The sequence below is a fragment of the Streptomyces sp. R21 genome (assembly GCF_041051975.1).
In the GTDB taxonomy this organism is placed as follows: domain Bacteria; phylum Actinomycetota; class Actinomycetes; order Streptomycetales; family Streptomycetaceae; genus Streptomyces.
Window position 1 is genome coordinate 3,027,452 of record NZ_CP163435.1, and the last position, 22,648, is coordinate 3,050,099.

Here is a 22,648-nt window from a genome sequence, read left to right on the forward strand (position 1 = left end):
CCGTTCTCCTTGCCTCGGTACCGGGTCAGCTGGCCGCGGAGCCGTTCTCGTCGAGGATCTTCTTGTACCAGTCGCGCAGTTTGTCGCCGCCCTTGCTCTTCCAGTCGGAGACGAACTGCTGCATGTCGCTGATCTTCTTGCGGCCGCGGACGATGTCGTCCTCCATCTGCTCCATGTCGTTGGAGAGGTTGGTGTAGCGGTTCGGCTCGGTGATCTGCATGCCCCAGAAGGAGGACTTCTTGGTGAAGGCGCCCATCCGCTGCTCCCACTCGACCTGGCCCTTGGCGACCTCGGGGAAGTCGGGGTGCGCGATGGTCGCGGCGGGGCTCGCGACCATGACGAACGCGTTCATCACGTCGATGTTGCCCTGGTCGGTCTTGACGGGGACACCGTCCTTGACCGTGTAATGAGTGCCCTCCACGCCGTAGTTGGTCATCATGTACTCCTTGGTGCCGTACGGCGCCGCGGTGACGTTGGCGACGGCGAGCACATCGCGGATGACCGACTCGGAGGCCTTCTTGTTGACGAAGGCGAAGATTCCGGCGGGTTGTTCGGCCCACATGGTGGGGTTGCCGCCGTCGTGGCCCCAGACGTCCATGCCCCAGACCTTGAAGTCCGGGTTCTGGGTGGCCTGTTCGGCGGTGCGGCCGTACCACTGCGAGATGTTGTTCGGGTAGATCAGGAACTCGCCCTTGGCGAACTTGGGGCCCGGGTCGGGGGCGTTCTTGCCCATCTTGGCGTCGGGGTGGACGACCCCGGCGGCGAAGAGCTTGCGGGACCACTCCAGCGCTTCGAGGTACTCGTCGGTCTCGATGCGGTAGACCAGCTTGCCGTCGACCATGTTCCAGCCCAGCGGCTTCTCACTGCCGGAGAGCACACCGAAGGCCTGGAAGGCGGTCCACTTCATGTCCAGACACGCCCAGCGCTTGGCCTTCGGGTTGGTGATCTCCTTGGCCAGCGCCATGAACTCGTCGCAGGACTTGGGTACTTCGTAGCCCTCCTTCTCGAAGATGTCCTGGCGGTACAGGGGCACGATGCTGGGCGCCCAGGGGGCCGGCATCGGCAGGCCGCGCAGCTTGCCGCCGAAGATGGAACGCTGCCAGGAGTCCGTGGGGATCGCGGCGAGGTTCGGGAAGTCCTTGACCGCGTCGCCGGACAGGTAGGGGCCGAGGTCGGCGAACTTGCTGATGATGGCCGTGGGTATCTTGCCGCCCATGTTCCAGCCGGGGACGACCACGACGTCCGGGATGTCGCTGGAGGCGAGGATGGCGCCGAGCTTCTGGTCGTAGGTGTTGCCGTCCTGGTTCTGCCACGTGACGTCGACGCCGATGAGGTCGTTCATGCCCTTGTAGTAGGCGTTGCCGCTCTTGGGCGGGGAGCCCCAGAACGGCGACATGATGGTGACCTTGCCGCCCTTGCCGAGCTTCTTGGTGACCGACGCCTTCAGGGTGGCGAGGTCCAGCTTGCTGGTGAAGCCGAGCGCGGAGCCGTTCTTGGCGGGGATGTCCGGCACCACCACGTTGCTGGCCACGTACGCCGGCAGCAGCTTCTTGGCGTTCTTGCCCGAAGTGGTGCCCTCCCGCGAGCCGTCGTCCGAACCGCCGCAGGCGGCGAGCAGCGGCATCCCTCCCGCCACCGCTGCTGCGGCGACCGCCGTGGAGGCGAGGAAGCTTCTCCGGCTCGGAACGGAGGGGGCGGAGTTCGGCGTCATTGCGTCAACCCTTCGTGGCGCACAGCAGGACACCCGGCGGAGGAGCCGTCGGCTGCGGTGTCTGAGTGGAACTGGCTGAGCTGAAGCGATGCTCCGACCCATGCGGGGAACTGCACACCTCAGGTGGGCAGTTCCCGATTAGTCGAAGCGCTTCGATGTTGCTGCGAGGTTAAGTGAACACCTGGGGGTGCACAAGACTCGATTCCAAGATTCCTCGGGGGTATAGAGGACTGGACCAGCTCGGCCTGCCAGTTGAAATCACGGTGAGGAAGCGGAGTTGTTGCGCCGAGGTGTCTTGACACCCGCCCCTTGGTCGAATGAGCATCGAAGCGCTTCGAAAGAATCTCGCCGCTCCATCGCAAAGGGATCCTCACGTGACCGAACAACCGCCGTCTACGCCGCCCTTCCGCGATGAGCAGCTGCCGTTCGCGAAGCGCATCGACGACCTTGTGTCGCGGCTCACGCTCGACGAACGGGTCGCGTTCCTGCACCAGTTCACGCCCGCCGTGGAGCGTCTGGGCATCGCGGCCTTCCGCACAGGCCAGGAGGCACTGCACGGGGTGGCCTGGATGGGCCCGGCGACCGTGTTCCCGCAAGCCGTCGGCCTGGGCGCGACCTGGAACGACCATCTCGTACGCCGCGTCGGCGAGGCCGTCTCCGCCGAGATCCGCGCCATGCGTGCCCGCGACGACCGCCTCGGCCTCAACGTCTGGGCCCCGACGGTCAATCTGCTCCGCCACCCGCTGTGGGGCCGTAACGAGGAGGGCTGCTCGGAGGACCCCAAGCTGACCTCCGCCATCGCCACCGCCTACACCCGGGGCCTGCGCGGCGACCACCCGACGTACTGGCGCACGGCCCCGGTCCTCAAGCACTGGCTCGCGCACAACAACGAGACGGGCCGGGACGTCACCTCCTCCTCGGTCCGCCCGCGCGTGCTGCACGAGTACGACCTGCGCGCCTTCCGCGAGGCGGTCGAGGCGGGCGCGGTGGCCGGTGTGATGCCGGCGTACAACCTGGTCAACGGCCGCCCCAACCACGTCTCGCCGTATCTGCGCGAGCAGCTGCGCACCTGGACCGACGAGGAGCTGCTGGTCTGCTCGGACGCGGGCGCCCCCTCCAACCTGGTCGACTCCGAGCACTACTTCGACACCCACGAGGAGGCGACCGCGGCGGCGCTTCTCGCCGGGGTCGACAGCTTCACCGACCACGGCACCGACAGCTCGAAAGTCACCGCACGCATCCAAGGCGCCCTGAAACAGGGCCTGTTGAGCGAGGCCGACATCGACGCGGCGGTCCGCCGCCAGCTCTCGGTCCGCTTCCGGCTCGGCGAGTTCGACCCGCAGGCGGACCCGTACGCCACCACCGACGACTTCGACACCCCGGCCCACCGCGCGCTCGCCCAGGAAGCCGCCGAACAGGCGATCGTCCTCCTCAAGAACAGCGATGGCCTGCTGCCGCTCGCGCCGGACACCCGTGTCGCCGTGGTCGGCCTGCTCGCCGACGAATGCAAGCTCGACTGGTACAGCGGCACCCTGCTGCACCGCTCCACCCCCCTGGAGGGCATGTACGAGCGCTTCGGCGCCGACCGGGTCGACTTCGCGGAGGGCGTGGACCGCGTCCGGCTGAGGACATCGGCCGGTACGTATCTGACGGTCCCCGCGGCCGGTGAGGCGGCCGACGAGGCGCGAGGCGCCGAGGGCGCGCTGGACCCGGCGCTCCTCGCGGGCCGCACCGACCTGCCCCCGCTCACCGCCGACGCCACCGGCAGCGAACTCGCGCTGATCGACTGGGGTGAGGGTGTGCTGACCCTGCGCGCGCCCGACGGCCGCTATCTCTCGGTCGCCGACGACGGATACCTCCGCGCGTCGGCGGACCAGCCCGGCGGCTGGATCGTCCAGGAGACCTTCCGCCTCGAACCCTCCGAAACCCACGCGCACGGCCACCTCCTGAAGCACCTCGGGACCGGTAGGCACGTCTCTGTCGCCGCCGACGGCGTGAAGGTTGCCGAAGAAGACGCGGAAATCTTCTCGCTGGAGATCATCGGGAGCGGCGAGGACGCGGTGGCCCGCGCGGCAGCCGCGGCGGACGTCGTCCTGGTCGTCGCGGGCAACGACCCGCACCTCAACGGCCGCGAGACGGAGGACCGTCCGACGCTGCGCCTGCCCGACCACCAGGAGCGCCTGCTGCGCGCCGCCCGCGCCGCGAACCCGAACACGGTCCTGGTCCTGGTCTCCGCGTACCCGTACGCGGTGGACCCCTCAGACCTCCCGGCCGTCCTCTGGACAGCACACGGCGGCCAGGCCGCGGGCACGGCACTCGCCCGGATCCTGGCCGGCGACGTCTCCCCCGGCGGCCGCCTCCCGCAGACCTGGTACGCCGCCGACGAGGACCTGCCCGACCTCCTCGACTACGACGTCATCGGCAGCCGCCAGACGTACCTCTACTTCGAGGGCACCCCGCTGTTCCCGTTCGGCCACGGCCTGTCGTACGGAAGGTTCACCTACGAGAACCTCAACACCGCCGTCAACGGTGCCGAGTTGAAGGTGTCCCTCAAGGTCACCAACACAGGCGAGGCTCCCGCGGACGAAGTCGCCCAGCTCTACATCCGAGCCGTCGCCCCCTCCGTCCCGCGCCCCCGCCGCGAACTCGTCGCCCACCGCCGCATCCACCTGACACCGGGCGCCTCAGCGACGCTCACCTTCGAACTCCCGCTCGCCGTCTTCGAGTTCTGGGACGTGGCGCACGGCACCTGGCGCCTGGAGCCGGGAGCGTACGAACTCCTGGCGGGAGCGTCGAGCGAGGACATCCGCCTGAGGACGACGATCGACCTCGAAGGCACCCCGGCCGCTCCCCGCCGAATCCGCGAACTGGGCCTGGCGGCAGCCGACTTCGACACCCAGCAGGACACCGAGATCCTCGATCGTACGAAGGTGTCGGGCGAAGCGGTGGCACCGAAGAACGACGCAACGGGCGAACTGGTCTTCCACAACTGCGACTTCGGAGACGGAGTAACCCACCTTACCCTCGAGGCCGCAGGCGAGGGAGTGGTCGAACTCTCCCTGGACGGCGGCGATTCGCTCGCCACCGTGACCGTCGCGCCGACCAAGGGCCCGTACGACTACACCACAACACCCGGCGGCGAGATCACAGCCACCGGCGTGCATGACATCCACCTCAGACTGCGCGGCCCGCTGCGGCTCGCGCATGTCGGCTTCGCCGGTTGAGGGTCCGGAGGGGTCGACACAAATGAAGGGGCCCGGCACCGGAAGGCATCGGTGCCGGGCCCCTCCGTCCGGGGATGTGACACAGGCTCTCAGCCCTCGGGCTTCAGGAGCCCGCGCTCGTAGGCGCGGACGAGCCGACGGGGGACGGCGAACTCATGCCCGTCGGCGAAGAAGGGGACGAGGTCGGGTGTCGCCGCCTTCCACTGGGACCTGCGGTGACGGGTGTTGGAACGGGACATCTTGCGCTTGGGTACGGCCATGCGCACACGTTACATGAAAACGATTGTCGTTAGCTACTCCAGTGCCCGGCCCCGCACACACCAACGGCCGGAGCCCCCGCACAGCGGGCTCCGGCCGTTGGATCTGCCGTCCGGCGGCTCTAGAGCGCGAGGCCCGTCAGGACGAGCACCCGCTCGTACGTGTAGTCGTCCATCGCGAACCTGACGCCCTCGCGGCCGACACCGGACTGCTTCACACCGCCGTACGGCATCTGGTCGGCGCGATAGGAAGGCACGTCACCGATGACGACGCCGCCGACCTCAAGGGCGCGGTGGGCACGGAAGGCCGTCTGCAGGTCGTGCGTGAACACACCTGCCTGGAGGCCGTACTTGGAGGAGTTGACGGCGGCGAAGGCCTCGGCCTCCCCCTCCACCTTCTGCACGGTGAGGACGGGTCCGAAGACCTCCTCGCAGGAGATGGTCACGTCGGCCGGTACGTCGGCGAGGACGGTCGGCGCGTACGAGGCACCGTCGCGCTTGCCGCCGGTGAGCAGCGTGGCGCCGGCCTCGACGGCCTCCTGGACCCACGACTCGACGCGCTGGGCGGCGTCCTCGCTGACCAGCGGGCCGACGTCGGTCCTGTCGTCGGAGGGGTCACCGGTGACCTGGGCCTCGACGGCGGCGACGACGCGCGGCAGCAGCCGCTCGTACACCGACGCGTCCGCGATCACGCGCTGCACGGAGATGCAGGACTGGCCGCCCTGGTAGTTGGAGAAGGTCGCGATGCGGGTCGCGGCCCAGTCCAGGTCCTGGTCACTGGCGAAGTCACCCAGGACCACGGCCGCGCCGTTGCCACCGAGCTCCAGGGTGCAGTGCTTGCGCGGCACCGAGTCCATGATCGCGTAGCCGACCTTGTCGGAGCCGGTGAACGAGATGACCGGCAGACGCTCGTCCTGGACCAGCGCGGGCATGCGGTCGTTGGCGACGGGCAGCACGCTCCAGGACCCGGCCGGGAGCTCGGTCTCGGCGAGCAGCTCACCGATGATGAGGCCCGACAGCGGCGTCGCGGGCGCGGGCTTCAGGATGATCGGCGCGCCGACCGCGATCGCCGGGGCGACCTTGTGGGCGCACAGGTTGAGCGGGAAGTTGAACGGCGCGATGCCGAGCACGACGCCCTTCGGGAAGCGGCGGGTGAGAGCGAGTCGCCCCTGACCGCCGAGGTCGGTGTCGAGCCGCTGGGCCTCTCCCCCGTTGAACCGACGCGCCTCTTCGGCCGCGAACCGGAACACGGACACGGCCCGGCCGACCTCGCCGCGGGCCCACTTGATGGGCTTGCCGTTCTCGGCGGAGATGAGCTGGGCGATCTCCTCGGTGCGCTCGACGAGGCGCTTGCTGACGTGGTCGAGGGCGGCGGCGCGTACGTGGGCCGGGGTGGCGGCGAACTCGTCGCGCACGGCGTGCGCGGCGGCCACGGCCTCCTCCACCTGGGCCTCGGTCGGGACGCTGACCTGGCCGACGAGGCGGCCGTCCCACGGCGAGGTGACGTCGAAGGTGGTCTCGCCGGTGGCCTGGCGGCCGGCGAGCCAGAAGGCGTGCGTGGAAGTCATAGCGAGAGTCCCGGCCCTTCCGAGGCTGATGTGTCCTTGGCTTACCCGCCCCACGGTAGGCCCCGACCCCGAGGGGGTCGTTTGTCCGACCCGTAGCACTCCCCCACCCGGCTGCACCACATTGTCCTGATCGCCGTCCCGGACGCCGCGTACCGCTGCCTGGCACCCGGGGTGGGTGGGCAAGCCCCGGGTGCCCCCTGTTTGCACAGTCACCCGGCGTGGGTGCCGAGCAGGGGTGGGTCACGCAGCCCGGCGCTGACAGGGCGCCGCCTGCGCCCACCCGTGCCGCCCCAGCGGCACGATTGCCCGCAGGGAGAGCGGCTACGCCGGCCACCTGCCGCCCCACGCACCCGCAGCGATAGCGCCTGCTGGGTGGGCAGCCGACCCAGCGGCACGATTGCCCGCAGGTTGAGCGGCTGCGCCGGCCACCCGGCGCCCCACGCACCCGCAAGCCGCCGCTGGGCGGGCAGCCGCCCCAACCCGCACGACTGCCCGCAGGGAGGACGGACCCGCCGGCCCCCGGCGCCACCCAGACCCCTACGCACCCGCAGTCGCCCTGCGGCGGAAGGGGCCGTGCCGGTACGTCTCTGCCCGTCGCGTAGCAGACCGCCCGCCAAGTCCCGCCGAATGCAACCCCCGGGCAGTACGCCCACGCGGCGACGGGCAAGACGTACCGGCACGGCCCCGACCCACCCACCGGCGGTCAGGCGCCCGGCGTCAGGCCCCCGCGCCAGCAACCGCCTTCAACGCCAACCAAAGCTCCATCCGCACATCCGGATCATCCAGCGACCGCCCCAGGATCTCCTCGACCCGCCGCATCCGGTACCGCAACGTATGCCGGTGCACCCCGAGGTCCGCGGCCGCCGCGTCCCACTGCCCGTGCCGGGACAGCCAGGCGCGCAGGGAGGCCACGAGGTCTCCTCGCCCGGTCGCGTCGTGCTCGTACAGCGGCCGCAGCAACCCGTCCGCGAACGCCCGCACGGCGTCGTCGGCGAGGAGCGGCACGACGGACCCCGCGGCCAGCTGCTCGTGCTCGACAAGCGCCCGCCCCCGCCGCCGCGCGACGGACAGCGCCTGCTCGGCCTGCTTGTACGCGGCGGCCGCGGCGATCGGCCCGGCGGGCGCCGAGAGCCCGATGACCAGCTCGTCCTCGTCCCCCGCGGCCTGCTCACGCGCGGTGGCCCGCGCGGCCTCCGCCGCCCCGGCGAACTCCTGGCAGGCGGCCACGGCCGCGCCCCCGTCCACGGCGAGCGCGACGAGCCGCTCCCCGTCGGGCACGACGAGCACACACTCCCCGGCCCGCGCGGCGGCGGACTCGACGACTTCGGCGAGCCCGCCGAACGGGTCGCCACCCGCCTCGCTCGCGGAGACCGACTCCGCGAGGATCAGCCGGAACGGCGCGTCGAGCAGCGCCCCGTACAGCTCCCCCGCGACGGCCCGCGCGTGATCGGGCTCCCCGGCGAGCAGCATCCCCACCACGGCCGCGCCGATCCGCTGCTCGGCGGCGTGCAGGGACCGCGACCGCTCGGTGGTGAGGGTGAGGAGCGCGATCGCGGAGTGCACGGCGTAGCGCTCGGCGGTGCCGAGGGCGGCGGCCGTGCCGACGGCGAGCGCGGCCCGCGGTCGCCGGCCGGTGCCGAGAGAGTGGAGCTCCACCCGGTCCTCGCCGCCCACGACGGAGCTGGCGGGCGCGGGCCGCTCCCGCAGCCGCTCGACGTCCGCGGTGAGCCGGGCAGCGCGCCGCCCGGCCCAGTCGGGCGCCGTGGCGACCACGGCACCGGAGGCGTCGTACAGGGCGGCCCAGCCGTCGACCTGGGAGGCGAGTGCGCCGAGCAGCCCCTCGGGTCCGCCGCTCAGCGCCTGCTTGGTCAGCTCGCGCTGCGCGGCGAACCCGGCGGTGACCGCGCGGTACTGATCGGCGGCGATGGCGGCGGACACGGCCTTGCTGATGGCGAGGAAGGGTGTGCGCCGGGGCACTTCGAGGAGCGGCAGCCCCTCCTCCTCGGCGGCGTCGACGAGCGCCTTCGGGATGTCCTCGTAGTTGACCCCGACGGCGAAGCCGAGCCCGACGACACCCGCTCCGACCAGCCGCTTCACGTACCGTCGCATGGCCTCGGGATCCTCCGCGTCCAGCTTGAGCGCGGTGATCAGCAGCAGCTCCCCGCCCTCCATGTAGGGCACGGGGTCGGCGAGCTCGCTGACGTGCGCCCAGCGGACGGGCACGTCAAGGCGGTCCTCGCCCGCGCGCACGGTCAGCTTGAGCGCGGAGTGGTGGACTAGCGAGGCGAGCGTGGGGGGCATGAGGCCTTCAGGTCTGTGTGATCTTTGTGATCTTTTGGCCGCGACGTATGAACGACCTGTGCCGATTCTGCCTCACCGTACGGTCACGGGGTGACGGTATGTCCAGACGTCCTGGTCACCACGCCGTAGATCCCCGCACCCACGCACCCCATCCGGCCCTCGACTCGCCCCCGTCCCGCCCCGCCGACTCATCCCCGAAGATCCACCAACAACGGCGGCGCGTGCTCCCCCCGCACGCTGGTCAGCGACAGCACCGCGTGCCCCGGCGGCACCTCCTGTGCCAGCTCGGAGGCGGACCACCGCTCCCGCTCGACCTGCCGCACGGTGACGGCGTCCGTGGTCACGGCCTTGCCGGTCACCAGCTTGCGCAGGGCGTGGATGGCCCGGGTCATCGGCTGGTCGGCGAAGACGGTGTGCTTGGCGACGTCCCGGGTCTCCACCCACTCCGTGCCCCACGCATGGGCGAACCGGCTGCCGTCCCACGTGGTGACGCCGGAGAACGCCATACGGCAACCGACGGCCCCGTACAGCGGCCCGTGCAGCGCCTCGGGTACGTCACCGACGGTCCGCAGGGCGAGAACGACTCCGGCGTTCTGGGACCGCAGCCGCTGAATCCGCCGTACGGAATCGGCAGTCAACGCACCCGCGGCGTCATCCAGCACCAGACACGCGAAATGCGACCGCTCGCCGCCCCCGTCCCCGTGCCACTCACCGCCCCGCTCTCCCCCACGCACCACAGCCGCGAACTGCGCCAGCACAAGTCGCGTCATCAGCCGGGAGGCCTCCTCGTGCCCATGCTCGGGCAGGTCGATGCGCACCCGCATCGGATGGTGGGCGACGGCCCGCAGCGAGAACGGCCGCGCACCGCCTGCCCCGAAGAACTCGGCGAAGACCGGCCGGTCCAGCAGGGCGAGCCGGTCGGCGAGCGCGGGTCCGGCGTCCGCCGTGCTCCCGGCCTGCCGGGCCCGCGCTTCGAGTTCTCGGCGCATGGCGGCGTGCTCGTCGCCGGACAGTGCCTCCCGCAGGGAGGCCAGGGCGGACGGTTCGCCCTCGAGGAGTTCGCGCAGTTCCGGCAGGGTCGGGAAGCCGCCGTGCACCGCCCGGTAGGGGCCGAGGAGCTGGGCGAGCGCGGTGGCGGCACGCTGGCTGCCGACGCCGTCGAGGTCCCCGACCAGCGCTTCGGCGAGGAAGGCGGCCGCTTCGTCGGGGTCGTCGGAGTCGGCGTACGGGTCGAGGTCGTGGACGGAGGCGGGGTTCCCGATACGGACGACGACGTCGAACGCGGAGTCGGGGCCGACCGGCGTGCCGGCGGCCGCGACGACGACCACGGCACACCGCCCGGTGAGCGCCTGGAGGACCAGTGACTCCACGACCGGCCGGATCAGGTGGCGGGTCTTGCCGGAACCGGAGGGCCCGACGGCGAGCAGTGAGGTGCCGAGGGCGTCCATGTCGAGGGCCGCGCCCGAGCCGCTGTAAGCGTGCGGGGTGCGTTCCGCGGCCACCCACCGGCCGATGCGCACCTGCCCTTCCAGCGCGTCGTGCCGCATGGTGCGGGCGGGCAGGTCACGGGCGCCGGACGGGTGGGTCCAGGCCGCACCGCCGCCCCGCAGCACGGTGTCGGTGAAGGAGGGAAGCCGGCTCGTGTCGCGCGTCGCGAGGGTCCATGCGTGCCGGACGCGGGCGCAGTCCACGTCGTTCATACGGCCGGTAAGCACCTCGGCGGTGAGCAGTTCGGCCGCCTGGTGCTGCCCGGCCTCGCGGAGCTGGGGCCACTGGGCGGGCGGCAGGGCGGCGGCGGACGGCTCGCGCGGGCCCTCCTTCGCCCGGCTGCGGGCGGCGAGCCACTCCTTGCCGAGCGTCCGCCAGCCGCCCATCCGGGCGAACGGCCACAGCACCAGCAGCGTGATGGCCGTGTACAGCAGGTCCGTCAGCAGTTGCGACTCGAAGACCTCGTAGCCGCCGGTGATCAGGACGATGAGGGAGAACAGCGGCGCGACGACGGGCAGGGCGTCCCAGCCGACGCCGGGGAAGGCGTTCGGGAAGACGAAACTCAGCGTGATCAGTGCGCCCGCGGCGGCGAACAGCGCACGCGCGGGCTGCTCCCGCCGGGTGACGAAGTGGCGTACGACGTCCGGCCAGCTGCCCAGCCGCCCGACGCCGTAGACGAGCAGGCCGAAGAACACGCCGTCGTAGACGACACCGGCCTCCCGCCCCTCCATGCCCTTGGGGGAGGTGGTGCCGGCCCACCACCAGTCGTCCGGCGTGAACAGCCTCAGAAGGGCCCACTGGTACGGCACGCCGCCGTGCCGCCACGCGGACCAGAGGAGCAGCGCGACCACCAGCGGGATCACCAGGCCGATGATCGTGACCGGGGAGAGCCGTACCGCCGCCTTCACCGACCGTGGCGTGCGGTAGCCGTACCGCCAGATCCCTGGCCCGGCGGCCGGCCGCGGCTCGTTCAGCCACTCCACGACGCTCGGCCGGTGCGCGGGCGCCTGTTCGGGTACGGCGGGTGGCGGCCCCGCAGGCTTGGCGGGCATCGCGGGCATGCCCGGCATCAACATCGGCGGCGGGGGCCCCGCAGGCCGCGGCACAGGATTCGCATGCGTACCCCGCGCGTCCTGCGTCCCGTCGCCGTTCATCGCCCTGCCCCCTGACCAGCCGCTGCGTACACCGTCCGCGAGTCAATCTAACGCCCCCGCAAGGGGAGTTCACCGCTTACGCGGCCGGGCCCGCACCGAGCGGTGGACACTCCTCTGTGTCCGCGACCTGTCCGCGACCCGCCCCGCGACCTGTCCACGACGGACAAGCCGGATCACCGACAACGCCCACATGGAGCATGCCGACCCTCCGCTCCCCGCCCTAGCCTGCGAGAAAAGAAGGCAAGCGTCCGAAAACACCCCCGCCCGGAACACACCCCGTTCGCCGGGAGCCGTCCGGTTCGCAAGATCATCATCAGGGAGCCCCTCATGACCGCACTTCCGCAGGAGCGCCGCGTCGTCACCGCCATCCCCGGCCCGAAGTCGCAGGAACTGCAGGCCCGCCGTACCGCCGCGGTCGCGGCCGGTGTGGGCTCGGTGCTGCCGGTCTTCACCGCGCGCGCGGGCGGCGGAATCATCGAGGACGTCGACGGCAACCGTCTCATCGACTTCGGCTCCGGCATCGCCGTGACGTCGGTCGGCGCCTCCGCCGAGGCCGTCGTCCGCCGCGCGAGCGCCCAGCTCCAGGACTTCACCCACACCTGTTTCATGGTCACGCCGTACGAGGGCTACGTCGCCGTCGCCGAGGCGCTGGCCGAGCTGACGCCGGGCGACCACCCCAAGAAGTCGGCCCTGTTCAACAGCGGTGCCGAGGCCGTCGAGAACGCCGTCAAGATCGCCCGCGCGTACACCAAGCGCCAGGCCGTCGTCGTATTCGACCACGGCTACCACGGCCGTACGAACCTCACGATGGCGCTGACCGCGAAGAACATGCCGTACAAGAACGGCTTCGGCCCGTTCGCGCCGGAGGTCTACCGCGTGCCGGTGGCGTACGGCTACCGCTGGCTGACCGGCCCCGAGAACGCCGGCGCCGAGGCCTCCGCCCAGGCGATCGACATGATCAACAAGCAGATCGGCGCCGACAACGTCGCCGCGATCATCATCGAGCCGGTGCTCGGCGAGGGCGGCTTCATCGAGCCCGCGAAGGGCTTCCTGCCGGCCATCAGCAAGTTCGCCAAGGACAACGGCATCGTCTTCGTCGCGGACGAGATCCAGTCCGGCTTCTGCCGCACCGGCCAGTGGTTCGCGTGCGAGGACGAGGGCATCGTCCCGGACCTGATCACCACCGCCAAGGGCATCGCGGGCGGTCTGCCGCTGGCCGCCGTCACCGGCCGCGCCGAGATCATGGACGCCGCGCACGCGGGCGGCCTGGGCGGCACCTACGGCGGCAACCCGGTGGCCTGCGCCGGTGCGCTCGGCTCGATCGAGACGATGAAGGAGCTCGACCTCAACGCGAAGGCGAAGGCGATCGAGGCGACGATGAAGTCCCGTCTGACCGCCATGCAGGACAAGTTCGACATCATCGGCGACGTCCGCGGCCGCGGCGCCATGATCGCCATCGAGCTGGTGAAGGACCGCGACACCAAGGAGCCGAACGCCGAGGCGACCGCCGCGCTCGCCAAGGCGTGCCACCAGGAGGGCCTGCTGGTGCTGACGTGCGGCACGTACGGCAACGTCCTCCGCTTCCTGCCGCCGCTGGTCATCGGCGAGGACCTGCTGAACGAAGGTCTCGACATCATCGAGCAGGCCTTCGCCCGTATCTGATGTCCCATGCGCCCCGAGGCCGGATTCCGCTTCACTCGTGTGGGTGAATGCGGGCCCATCCGGTGCCGGGGCGACAAGGGTCGGAGCGTGTGAAGAAGGTGTGCGAGGTGCATGACGGGACGCGATTCCGCCTGTCGGACCGGCACCCCCTGCCGTAGGTTCTTACGCAGATGAGAGATACACCCCGCCCACAGGGGACTGTGGGTGACACCAGGTCGGGGCCTCCCCAGCTTCGCCTTGGTCGTGCCCTCGCGCACACACTCGGAGCCTCTGGCTCCGGATCTCCTCACCGATCGGACAGTCGCCCGCCCCAAACCCCCCGGGGCGTGCGACAACCCGATCCGGACGGCCGCCTCGGAACTACCCCCCCTGTTCCGGGGCGGCCGACCTTCTCCCTCGGACCTTTCGGATTCGCCGGACTCTTCGGTCTTCCGGCCGTCCTCTTCGCGCTCATCACCTGGCAGGTCGCCGTCGGCGGCCCGCTCGCGCGCGCGGACGAGCGCTTCAGCAACGCGGTCGTGAAGCCCGAGCGGATCTACGGATTCCTCTCCGACTTCGGCAACAGCACGGTCGCCGTTCCCGTCCTCGTCGTCGTCCTCGTCCACGTCGCGTGGCGCGCCCGACGGGCCGGAGTGCCGCGCTGGTGGCGAGAACCGGCCATCGCAGCCGCGGCCATGGCCGCCGTACCGGCGATGGTCGTCCCCCTGAAGGAACTGATCGCCCGGCCGGGCCCACCGCTCATGGGCCCGGGCACGGGCTTCTATCCCTCCGGCCACACGGCCACCGCCGCCATCGCCTACGGTGCCGCGACCCTGCTCCTCCTCCCCTGGCTCAGCAGCCGCCTCATGCGCCGCGCGCTCGTCGCGGCCTGCGTCGCCGTCAACCTCGCGGTCCCCTTCGGTCTGGTCCGCCGCGGCTATCACTGGCCGCTGGACGTGGCGGGAAGCTGGTGCCTGTGCACGATGCTGCTGACGGGACTCGCGATGTTCCTCGGCCGCGGCGAACGCACAGCCCGCGAACCTCGGCCGAAGTAACCGCCGGGCTCAGCCGAAGTAGCCGTCGAAATTCTTCGAGAACTCCCCGTTCGCGAAGCGGTCCCAGTTGACCGACCAGGTCATCAGGCCGCGCAGGGCGGGCCAGGTGCCGTGGGTGGCGTACGAGCCGCAGTTGGTCTTCTTCGTCAGGCAGTCCAGGGCCTTGATCACCTCGGCCGGTGGGACATAGCCGTTGCCCGCGTTCGTCGATGCGGGCATGCCGATCGCGATCTGGTCCGGGCGCAGCGGGGGAAAGACGTTGTTCGCGTCGCCCGCGACCGGGAAGCCGGTCAGGAGCATGTCGGTCATGGCGATGTGGAAGTCGGCGCCGCCCATGGAGTGGTACTGGTTGTCGAGGCCCATGATCGAGCCGGAGTTGTAGTCCTGGACGTGCAGCAGCGTCAGGTCGTCGCGCAGGGCGTAGATCACCGGGAGGTACGCTCCCGCGCGCGGGTCCTGGCCGCCCCACTTGCCCGTGCCGTAGTACTGGTAGCCGAGTTGGACGAAGAAGGTCTCCGGCGCCATCGTCAGCACGAACTTCGAGCCGTACTTGGCCTTCAGGGTCTTCAGGGCCGAGATCAGGTTGACGATCACCGGTGTGGTCGGGCTCTTGAAGTTGGTGTCACTCGCGTCGAGGGAGAGCGAGTGGCCCTCGAAGTCGATGTCCAGTCCGTCGAGGCCGTAGCTGTCGATGATCTTCGAGACCGAGGAGACGAAGGTGTCGCGGGCGGCCGTCGTCGTCAGCTGGACCTGGCCGTTCTGGCCGCCGATGGAGATCAGCACCTTCTTGCCGGCCGCCTGCTTGGCCTTGATGGCCGCCTTGAAGTCGGCGTCGCTCTCGACGGTCGGGCATTCGGTGACCGGGCAGCGGGTGAAGCGGATGTCGCCGGAGGTGGTGGAGGTGGGTTCGCCGAAGGCCAGGTCGATGACGTCCCAGCTGTCGGGGACGTCGGCCATCCGCGTGTAGCCGGCGCCGTTCGCGAAGCTCGCGTGGAGGTAGCCGACCAGGGCGTGGGTGGGGAGGTCGGTGGTGCCGCTCGATCCGGCCGAGGTCGTCGCGGTCACCGCCGCCGACTTGGCCGACTCCCCCGCGTCGTTCACCGCGGCGACCTGGAAGCTGTACGCGGTGGAGGGCGCGAGGCCGGTCACGGTGGCCGAAGTGCCGGTCGCCGTCTGGACTTTCGCCCCGTCACGGTAGATCGCGTAACCGGTCGCGCCGGAGACCGCGGACCAGGACAGGGGGACGCTGCCGGCCGTGGCGGTGCCGGCCTTGAGGCCGGTGGGCGCGGCGGGCGGCTGACCGGCGTCGGCGCCGGGGCCGGTCAGCGAGACGTCATCGGCGTAGTAGGCCCCGGTGCCGTACCAGCCGTGGGTGTAGATCGTGATCCTGGTGGTGGACGCGCCGGTGCGGAAGGTGGTGGTGAGCTGCTGCCAGTCGGGGGCGGACTGGGTCCAGGTGGAGACGTCGGTGGTGCCGGTGCCGCTCGCGCCGAGATAGACGTAGCTGCCCCGGACGTATCCGGCGAGGGTGTACTGGGAGTCGGGTTTGACGGTCACCGTCTGCGCGCACTGGGCGTTGTCGCTGCCGGCCGGGGTTGCCTTCAGCGCGGAACCGCCACTGCGCACAGGTGAGTCGACTGTCGTTCCACTGCCCGCCGTACAGGTCCAGCCGTCGAGGCCGGACTCGAATCCGCCGTTTCGGGCGAGGTCCGCGTCGGCCGCACGGGCGGCCGACGAGAGCGCGGTCATGCCGGGCAGGGCCAGTACGACGGCCGTGCACACGGCGAGAAGTCTGCGACGAGCGAGAGGTCTGGTGCGATCCACAACTGCCTCCGGGCATGGGGGAATTCAGGAGGGTGGAGCGCGCCCAATTTGGTCCAGACCAATTCACTTGTCAAGACCTCTGCCGGTTACCGGTCCTCGTCTATGGCGAGCCCAGCGGCCGCCTCGTGCATGGCCAGTTCCAGCAGCGCCGGGTCGGTGAGCGTGCCCGAACCGTCCGGTGGGACGAGCCAGCGGACACCGCCGGTCGACCGGCCGGGGTAGGGCACCACGATCCACGTACCGCGGCCCGCAGTGCGCACCCCCGTGCCGAGCCACCGGGCCGCGGTGCCCGCGGGAACGAAGAAGCCCATCCGTGCGTCTCCGAAGTCGACGAGCACCGGACCGGGCTGGTCGATCACGCGGGTCAGTACGTCGAGCGTCGGGTAACCGAGCTCGCCCGGCAGGATGAGCACGTCCCAGAGTTTGCCCGCCGGAAGCAGCGCGACCCCGAGGGGATTGCGCTCCCATTCCCACCGGCAGGCCTCGGGATCCGGAGCCACGGATGCCAGCCACTCGACCGCGGTCTTGGCCCCTGTCATGACGGAACCTCCCTCTTTCTCGTGTGGACGCGAGTCGCGTCACAGGAGAGAGGGAGGTTCCCGGCCGAGCATTACGCGGGTTTCCCCTACCAGTTGGTAGTGAACCGGGTCACAGCGGTTGAGCAGGGCGTACGCCGCACGATCAAGAATGCTTCCGTGCGCCCGCACGCCCCGCCGGACGTCAACTGTCGAAGCCCAGCCCCAGCTTGTCCATGGTCTTCAGCCACAGGTTGCGGCGTCCGCCGTGCGCGTCGGCGCGGGCCAGCGACCACTTGGTGAGGGCGATGCCCGTCCAGGCGAAGGGCTCGGGCGGGAACGGCAGCGGCTTCTTGCGGACCATTTCGAGCGATGTGCGCTCGGTGGTCTGACCCGACAGCAGGTCCAGCATCACGTCCGCACCGAACCGGGTCGCGCCCACACCCAGGCCCGTGTACCCGGCCGCGTACGCGACCCTGCCCTGGTGCGCCGTACCGAAGAAGGCCGAGAAGCGCGAGCAGGTGTCGATCGCGCCGCCCCAGGCGTGTGTGAACCGAACGCCCTCCAGCTGCGGGAAGCAGGTGAAGAAGTGCCCGGCGAGCTTCGCGTACGTCTCCGGCCGGTCGTCGTACTCGGCGCGCACCCGGCCGCCGTACGGGTAGATCGCGTCGTAACCGCCCCACAGGATGCGGTTGTCGGCGGAGAGCCGGAAGTAGTGGAACTGGTTGGCGCTGTCGCCAAGGCCCTGACGGTTCTTCCAGCCGATGGAGGCGAGCTGGTCGGCGGTCAGCGGTTCGGTCATCAGCGCGTAGTCGTAGACCGGGACGGTGTACGACCGCACGCGCTTGACCAGGTTCGGGAAGATGTTCGTGCCGAGCGCGACCCTGCGGGCGCGGACCGAGCCGTACGGAGTCCGTACGGCCATGCCCGCGCCGTGGGCCTTCAGGTCGAGCGCGGGGGTGTTCTCGTACACACGCACCCCGAGCTGCATACAGGCGCGCTTGAGGCCCCAGGCGAGCTTCGCGGGGTGGAGCATGGCGACGCCGCGGCGGTCGTGCAGACCGGCCAGGAAGGTCGGTGAGTCGACCTGTTCCCGCACGGCGTCGGCGTCCAGGAACTCGGTGCCGTCCGCGAGGCCCGCCCGCTCCATCTCCTCGTACCAGTCGCGCAGTTCGGCCGCCTGGTGCGGTTCGGTGGCGACGTCGATCTCGCCGGTGCGCTCGAAGTCGCAGTCGAGGGAGTAGCGGGCGACCGCCGCCTCGATCTCGTCGAGGTTGCGGGCGCCCAGCTCCTCCAGCTTCCTGATCTCGTCCGGCCAGCGGGTGAGCCCGTTGGCCAGACCGTGCGTGAGGGAGGCGGCGCAGAATCCGCCGTTGCGGCCGGAGGCGGCCCAGCCCACCTCGCGGCCCTCCACCAGCACCACGTCCCGCTGGGGGTCGCGCTCCTTGGCGATCAGCGCGCTCCACAGTCCGCTGTAGCCACCGCCGACGACGAGCAGGTCGCAGGTCTCGGCGCCGGTGAGGGCGGGCTCGGGGTGGGGCTTGCCGGGGTCGTCCAGCCAGTACGGAACCGGCTGGGCTTCGGAGAGAGACGTGGTCCAACGGGTCATGGCGCCTCGGGCCATGATTTCAACTCCCTACAGGATTTCTGCGGTGACGCCTATTGCTGTTGAGCCTTGCATTTTCTGCCTGCTACGGCTTTTACCTGCTACGCCTTTTGCCTGCTACGGCGATTTCCGATGACCATGGCGAACAGGACGAACAGTACGGCGACCAGGAACATGGCCGTACCGATGACATTGATCTGAACGGGTGTTCCGCGCTGAGCCGAGCCCCAGACGAACATGGGGAAGGTGACGGTCGAGCCCGCGTTGAAATTGGTGATGATGAAATCGTCGAAGGAGAGCGCGAAGGCGAGCAGCGCGCCCGCGGCGATTCCCGGGGCCGCGATGGGCAGGGTGACGCGCAGGAAGGTCTGCACCGGTCCGGCGTACAGGTCCTGCGCCGCCTGCTCCAGGCGCGGGTCCATCGACATCACGCGCGCCTTGACCGCGGTGACGACGAAGCTGAGGCAGAACATGATGTGGGCGATCAGGATCGTCCAGAAGCCCAGCTGCGCGCCCAGGTTGAGGAAGAGGGTGAGCAGCGAGGCTGCCATGACGACCTCGGGCATCGCCATCGGCAGGAAGATCAGCGAGTTCACGGCGCCGCGCGCGCGGAAGCGGTAGCGGACCAGCGCGAAGGCGATCATCGTGCCGAGGATGGTGGCGCCGATCGTCGCCCAGACGGCGATCTGCAGGCTGAGCGAGAGCGAACCGCACATGTCGGCGACGCCGCACGGGTCGCGCCAGGCGCCCGTGGAGAAGTTCTGCCACTCGTAGTTGAAGCGCCCCTTCGGCTTGTTGAAGGAGAACACCGTGACGACGACGTTGGGCAGCAGCAGATATCCGAGCGTCCCCAGTCCCGCGATGACGACGAAATGACGCTTGAGCCAGTTGACGAAGGCCATTTAAACCAGATCCTCCGTCCCGGACTTACGGATGTAGAACGTGACCATGAAGAGGATTCCGGCCATGAGGATGAACGAGAGCGCTGCGGCCGTCGGATAGTCGAGAATCCGCAGGAACTGCGTCTGGATGACGTTGCCGATCATGCGGGTGTCCGTGGAACCGAGCAGGTCGGCGTTCACGTAGTCACCGCTGGCCGGGATGAAGGTCAGCAGCGTTCCGGAGACGACACCCGGCATCGACAGCGGGAAGGTCACCTTGCGGAAGGTGGTGAACGGCCGCGCGTACAGGTCGCCCGCCGCCTCGTGCAGCCGCCCGTCGATCCGCTCCAGCGAGGTGTAGAGCGGCAGGATCATGAACGGCAGGAAGTTGTACGTCAGACCGCAGACCACCGCGAGCGGGGTCGCGAGGACGCGGTCGCCGGCCGTGATGCCCAGCCAGCTGGTGACGTCCAGGACGTGCAGCGAGTTGAGGGCGCCGACGACCGGGCCGCCGTCCGCGAGGATCGTCTTCCAGGCGAGCGTGCGGATCAGGAAGCTGGTGAAGAACGGCGCGATCACCAGGATCATGATCAGGTTGCGCCAGCGGCCCGCGCGGAAGGCGATCAGATACGCCAGCGGGTAGCCGAGCAGCAGGCACAGGATCGTCGCCGAGCCCGCGTAGAGGATGGAGCGCAGGAACTGCGGGTAGTAGTCGACCAGCGCGTCCCAGTACGTCTGGAAGTGCCAGGTGACCTTGAAGCCGTCCTCCAGGGAGCCCGTCTGCACGGACGTGGAGGCCTGGTAGACCATCGGCAGCGCGAAGAAGACGACCAGCCACAGCATGCCGGGCAGCAGCAGCCAGTACGGCGTCAGGCGGCCCCTTCTGCGTGGGGGCTTCTTCTCGGGCGCGGTGGGCGCGAGAGGCGGTGGCGCCTCGGTGAGGGTCGACATCAGGCGGCCTCTTCCTCGACCGACTCGACACCGGCGTCTATGTCCTGCGCCGCGTCCAGGCCGAAGGTGTGCGCCGGGTTCCAGTGCAGGACGACGTCGGCGCCGGGCACCAGCCGGGAGTCGCGGTCGACGTTCTGGGCGTAGACCTCGAACTCCGGGCAGACGGCGCTGTCGATGACGTACTGCGTGGAGACGCCGATGAAGCTGGAGTCGGCGATCTTGCCGGTGATGCGGTTGCGGCCCACCGGGATCTCCCCGGCCTCGTCGGCGTGCGTCAGCGAGATCTTCTCGGGGCGTACGCCGACCAGCACCTTGCCGCCGGTCGTCGTGGGCGCCGAACATCGCGCCTCGGGCAGCAGCAGCTTGCCGCCGCCCGCCTTGAGGACGATCTCGTCGCCGCTCTTGGAGTCGACCTCGGCCTCGATCAGGTTGGACGTGCCGAGGAAGTTCGCGACGAACGTGGTGTTGGGGTTCTCGTACAGGTCGGCGGGCGAGCCGAGCTGTTCGACGCGGCCCGCGTTCATCACGGCGACCGTGTCGGCCATGGTCATGGCCTCCTCCTGGTCGTGCGTGACGTGGATGAACGTGATGCCGACCTCGGTCTGGATGCGCTTGAGCTCCAGCTGCATCTGGCGGCGCAGCTTGAGGTCGAGGGCGCCGAGCGGCTCGTCGAGAAGCAGCACCTTGGGGTGGTTGATCAGCGCGCGGGCCACGGCGACACGCTGCTGCTGACCGCCGGAGAGCTGGTGCGGTTTCTTGCGGGCCTGCTCGCCCAGTTGTACGAGGTCGAGCATGTCCTCGACCTGCTTCTTCACCGACTTGATGCCGCGCCGGCGCAGGCCGAAGGCGACGTTCTCGAAGATGTCGAGGTGCGGGAAGAGGGCGTACGACTGGAAGACCGTGTTGACCGGCCGCTTGTACGGCGGCAGGTTCGTCACGTCCTGCTCGCCGAGGTGGACGGTGCCCGAGCTGGGATCCTCCAGGCCGGCGATCATGCGCAGGGTGGTGGTCTTGCCGCAGCCCGACGCGCCCAGCAGGGCGAAGAAGGAGCCCTGCGGCACGGTCAGGTCCAGCGGTTGCACGGCGGTGAAGCCGTTGTCGTACGTCTTGCTGATCCCGGAGAGGCGGACGTCGCCGCTGTTGTCATTCGTCATCGTGGTCACACCCCTGTGAGCTTCGCGAACTTCTCTTCGTAGGCCGTCTCTTCCTTCTGGCTCAGTGAGCGGAAGGCGTGCGACTTGGCGGCCATGGCCTTGTCAGGAATGATCAGCGGGTTGTTCGCCGCGTCCTTGTCGATCTTCGCGAGATAGGGCTTCACCCCGTCCACGGGACACACGTAGTTGATGTACGCGGCGAGTTCGGCGGCCGGCTCGGGCTCGTAGTAGTAGTCCATGAGCCGCTCGGCGTTCGTCTTGTGACGCGCCTTGTTGGGGATCAGCATGTTGTCCGAGGACGTCAGGTAGCCGCTGTCCGGGATGATGAAGTCGACGTCCGGGCTGTCGGCCTTGAGCTGGACGACGTCACCGGCCCAGGCGACACAGGCCGCGAGGTCTCCCTTGGTGAGGTCGGCCGTGTAGTCGTTGCCGGTGAAGCGGCGGATCTGGCCCTTGTCGACGGCCTTCTGGAGACGGGCGATCGCCGCGTCGAAGTCGTCGTCGGTGAACTTCGCCGGGTCCTTGCCCATGTCGAGCAGCGTCATGCCGATGCTGTCGCGCATTTCCGAGAGGAAGCCGACGCGCCCCTTGAGCTTGGGGTTGTCGAGCATGTCGGAGATGGACTTCACCTCGATGCCGTCGAGCGCCTTCTTGTTGTACGCGATGACGGTCGAGATGCCCTGCCAGGGATACGAGTAGGCGCGGCCCGGGTCCCAGTCGGGGTTGCGGAACTGCTGCGACAGGTTGGTGTAGGCGTGCGGCAGGTTGGCCGCGTCCAGTTTCTGGACCCACCCGAAGCGGATGAGGCGGGCCGCGAGCCAGTCGGTGACGACGATGATGTCGCGGCCGGTGTCCTGGCCCGCCGCGAGCTGCGGCTTGATCTTGCCGAAGAACTCGACGTTGTCGTTGATGTCCTCGGTGTACTTGACCTTGATGCCGGTCCGCTTGGCGAACGTGTCGAGCGTGGGGTGGTGCTTCTCGCTGTCGTCCACGTCCATGTACTCGGTCCAGTTGGAGAAGTTGACTGTCTTCTCCTTGGCCGAGTGGTCCTCGGCGGAGACGCCGCCCTGGGTCTTGCCGGCGGCGGGGATCCCGCAGCCGCTCAGCGCCCCGAGACCGCCGACGGCGAGCGCGCCGCCCGCGGAGGCGCGCAGCAGCGAACGGCGGCTGAGAGAGGCCCTGCCGTTCCTGTAACTGCGCCGCATGGCGGCCAGTTGGACCGGGGAGAGTCGGTCGGGCTCGTACTGCTCCATGCTCGTGGTGCCTTTCCGGAGTGTCGCGGCCTGGTCGCGGCCTGGTCTGCCCCCTGCGGTGGCCG

General features: G+C 69.9%; 15 protein-coding genes. 3 read left to right on the forward strand and 12 right to left on the reverse strand.

Features of this window, described 5'->3' with window-relative positions; translation table 11 throughout:
* Nucleotides 1-25 precede the first annotated feature (25 nt).
* Nucleotides 26-1,711 carry an extracellular solute-binding protein gene (locus tag AB5J56_RS13455; RefSeq protein WP_369232944.1) on the reverse strand — a complete coding sequence of 562 codons (1,686 nt, stop codon included), beginning with the start codon at nucleotides 1,709-1,711 and terminating at the stop codon, nucleotides 26-28.
* A 374-nt stretch (nucleotides 1,712-2,085) separates the two neighbouring features.
* Here AB5J56_RS13455 and AB5J56_RS13460 point away from each other — a divergent pair, with 374 nt between their 5' ends.
* Nucleotides 2,086-4,935, forward strand: coding sequence for a glycoside hydrolase family 3 C-terminal domain-containing protein (locus tag AB5J56_RS13460; RefSeq protein WP_369232945.1), 2,850 nt, complete (start codon nucleotides 2,086-2,088; stop codon nucleotides 4,933-4,935).
* A gap of 89 nt (nucleotides 4,936-5,024) precedes the next feature.
* Here the strand turns inward: AB5J56_RS13460 and rpmF are convergent, their stop codons facing one another.
* From rpmF to AB5J56_RS13480, 4 genes are all read right to left on the reverse strand, one after another.
* On the reverse strand, nucleotides 5,025-5,195 hold the full coding sequence (rpmF, locus tag AB5J56_RS13465; protein ID WP_369232946.1) for a 50S ribosomal protein L32: 171 nt from the start codon (nucleotides 5,193-5,195) through the stop codon (nucleotides 5,025-5,027).
* Nucleotides 5,196-5,314: 119 nt separating this feature from the next.
* Nucleotides 5,315-6,760 (reverse strand): aldehyde dehydrogenase family protein, encoded by a 1,446-nt coding sequence (locus AB5J56_RS13470; protein ID WP_369232947.1) that lies wholly within the window; start codon nucleotides 6,758-6,760, stop codon nucleotides 5,315-5,317.
* A gap of 717 nt (nucleotides 6,761-7,477) precedes the next feature.
* Entirely contained in the window at nucleotides 7,478-9,061 is a 1,584-nt protein-coding gene (locus AB5J56_RS13475; RefSeq protein ID WP_369232948.1) for a PucR family transcriptional regulator, read from the reverse strand.
* Nucleotides 9,062-9,249: 188 nt separating this feature from the next.
* Nucleotides 9,250-11,703 carry an ATP/GTP-binding protein gene (locus tag AB5J56_RS13480; RefSeq protein WP_369232949.1) on the reverse strand — a complete coding sequence of 818 codons (2,454 nt, stop codon included), beginning with the start codon at nucleotides 11,701-11,703 and terminating at the stop codon, nucleotides 9,250-9,252.
* A 327-nt stretch (nucleotides 11,704-12,030) separates the two neighbouring features.
* Here AB5J56_RS13480 and gabT point away from each other — a divergent pair, with 327 nt between their 5' ends.
* Both gabT and AB5J56_RS13490 read left to right on the forward strand, forming a co-directional pair.
* A complete protein-coding gene (gabT, locus tag AB5J56_RS13485) occupies nucleotides 12,031-13,365 on the forward strand; it encodes a 4-aminobutyrate--2-oxoglutarate transaminase (RefSeq protein ID WP_369232950.1) in 1,335 nt (444 codons plus the stop codon).
* 326 nt (nucleotides 13,366-13,691) lie between these two features.
* Nucleotides 13,692-14,399 (forward strand): phosphatase PAP2 family protein, encoded by a 708-nt coding sequence (locus tag AB5J56_RS13490; protein ID WP_369232951.1) that lies wholly within the window; start codon nucleotides 13,692-13,694, stop codon nucleotides 14,397-14,399.
* 9 nt (nucleotides 14,400-14,408) lie between these two features.
* Here the strand turns inward: AB5J56_RS13490 and AB5J56_RS13495 are convergent, their stop codons facing one another.
* From AB5J56_RS13495 to AB5J56_RS13525, 7 genes are all read right to left on the reverse strand, one after another.
* Complete coding sequence (locus tag AB5J56_RS13495) at nucleotides 14,409-16,223, reverse strand: chitinase (RefSeq protein ID WP_369232952.1); 1,815 nt, start codon at nucleotides 16,221-16,223, stop codon at nucleotides 14,409-14,411.
* A gap of 86 nt (nucleotides 16,224-16,309) precedes the next feature.
* Complete coding sequence (locus AB5J56_RS13500; protein ID WP_369232953.1) at nucleotides 16,310-16,762, reverse strand: hypothetical protein; 453 nt, start codon at nucleotides 16,760-16,762, stop codon at nucleotides 16,310-16,312.
* A gap of 181 nt (nucleotides 16,763-16,943) precedes the next feature.
* Complete coding sequence (locus AB5J56_RS13505) at nucleotides 16,944-18,362, reverse strand: NAD(P)/FAD-dependent oxidoreductase (RefSeq protein ID WP_369232954.1); 1,419 nt, start codon at nucleotides 18,360-18,362, stop codon at nucleotides 16,944-16,946.
* An 83-nt stretch (nucleotides 18,363-18,445) separates the two neighbouring features.
* Nucleotides 18,446-19,246: an ABC transporter permease gene (locus tag AB5J56_RS13510; protein WP_369232955.1), complete on the reverse strand. Its 801-nt coding sequence runs from the start codon at nucleotides 19,244-19,246 to the stop codon at nucleotides 18,446-18,448.
* Complete coding sequence (locus AB5J56_RS13515; RefSeq protein ID WP_369232956.1) at nucleotides 19,247-20,176, reverse strand: ABC transporter permease; 930 nt, start codon at nucleotides 20,174-20,176, stop codon at nucleotides 19,247-19,249.
* On the reverse strand, nucleotides 20,176-21,339 hold the full coding sequence (locus AB5J56_RS13520; RefSeq protein ID WP_369232957.1) for an ABC transporter ATP-binding protein: 1,164 nt from the start codon (nucleotides 21,337-21,339) through the stop codon (nucleotides 20,176-20,178). The genes AB5J56_RS13515 and AB5J56_RS13520 overlap by 1 nt, the downstream gene beginning before the upstream one ends.
* Nucleotides 21,336-22,583, reverse strand: a complete 1,248-nt coding sequence (locus tag AB5J56_RS13525; RefSeq protein ID WP_369232958.1) for a spermidine/putrescine ABC transporter substrate-binding protein — start codon at nucleotides 22,581-22,583, stop codon at nucleotides 21,336-21,338. Before AB5J56_RS13525 ends, AB5J56_RS13520 begins: the two co-directional genes overlap by 4 nt.
* Between the last annotated feature and the right edge of the window lie 65 nt (nucleotides 22,584-22,648).

What these genes read in the sequence shown, in the direction of transcription:
- AB5J56_RS13455 (WP_369232944.1), bottom strand. Translation starts at nt 1,711, where the DNA reads ATGACGCCGAACTCCGCCCCCTCCGTTCCGAGCCGGAGAAGCTTCCTC.
- rpmF (WP_369232946.1), bottom strand. Translation starts at nt 5,195, where the DNA reads ATGGCCGTACCCAAGCGCAAGATGTCCCGTTCCAACACCCGTCACCGC.
- AB5J56_RS13470 (WP_369232947.1), bottom strand. Translation starts at nt 6,760, where the DNA reads ATGACTTCCACGCACGCCTTCTGGCTCGCCGGCCGCCAGGCCACCGGC.
- AB5J56_RS13475 (WP_369232948.1), bottom strand. Translation starts at nt 9,061, where the DNA reads ATGCCCCCCACGCTCGCCTCGCTAGTCCACCACTCCGCGCTCAAGCTG.
- AB5J56_RS13480 (WP_369232949.1), bottom strand. Translation starts at nt 11,703, where the DNA reads ATGAACGGCGACGGGACGCAGGACGCGCGGGGTACGCATGCGAATCCT.
- gabT (WP_369232950.1), top strand. Translation starts at nt 12,031, where the DNA reads ATGACCGCACTTCCGCAGGAGCGCCGCGTCGTCACCGCCATCCCCGGC.
- AB5J56_RS13500 (WP_369232953.1), bottom strand. Translation starts at nt 16,762, where the DNA reads ATGACAGGGGCCAAGACCGCGGTCGAGTGGCTGGCATCCGTGGCTCCG.
- AB5J56_RS13505 (WP_369232954.1), bottom strand. Translation starts at nt 18,362, where the DNA reads ATGGCCCGAGGCGCCATGACCCGTTGGACCACGTCTCTCTCCGAAGCC.
- AB5J56_RS13510 (WP_369232955.1), bottom strand. Translation starts at nt 19,246, where the DNA reads ATGGCCTTCGTCAACTGGCTCAAGCGTCATTTCGTCGTCATCGCGGGA.
- AB5J56_RS13515 (WP_369232956.1), bottom strand. Translation starts at nt 20,176, where the DNA reads ATGTCGACCCTCACCGAGGCGCCACCGCCTCTCGCGCCCACCGCGCCC.
- AB5J56_RS13525 (WP_369232958.1), bottom strand. Translation starts at nt 22,583, where the DNA reads ATGGAGCAGTACGAGCCCGACCGACTCTCCCCGGTCCAACTGGCCGCC.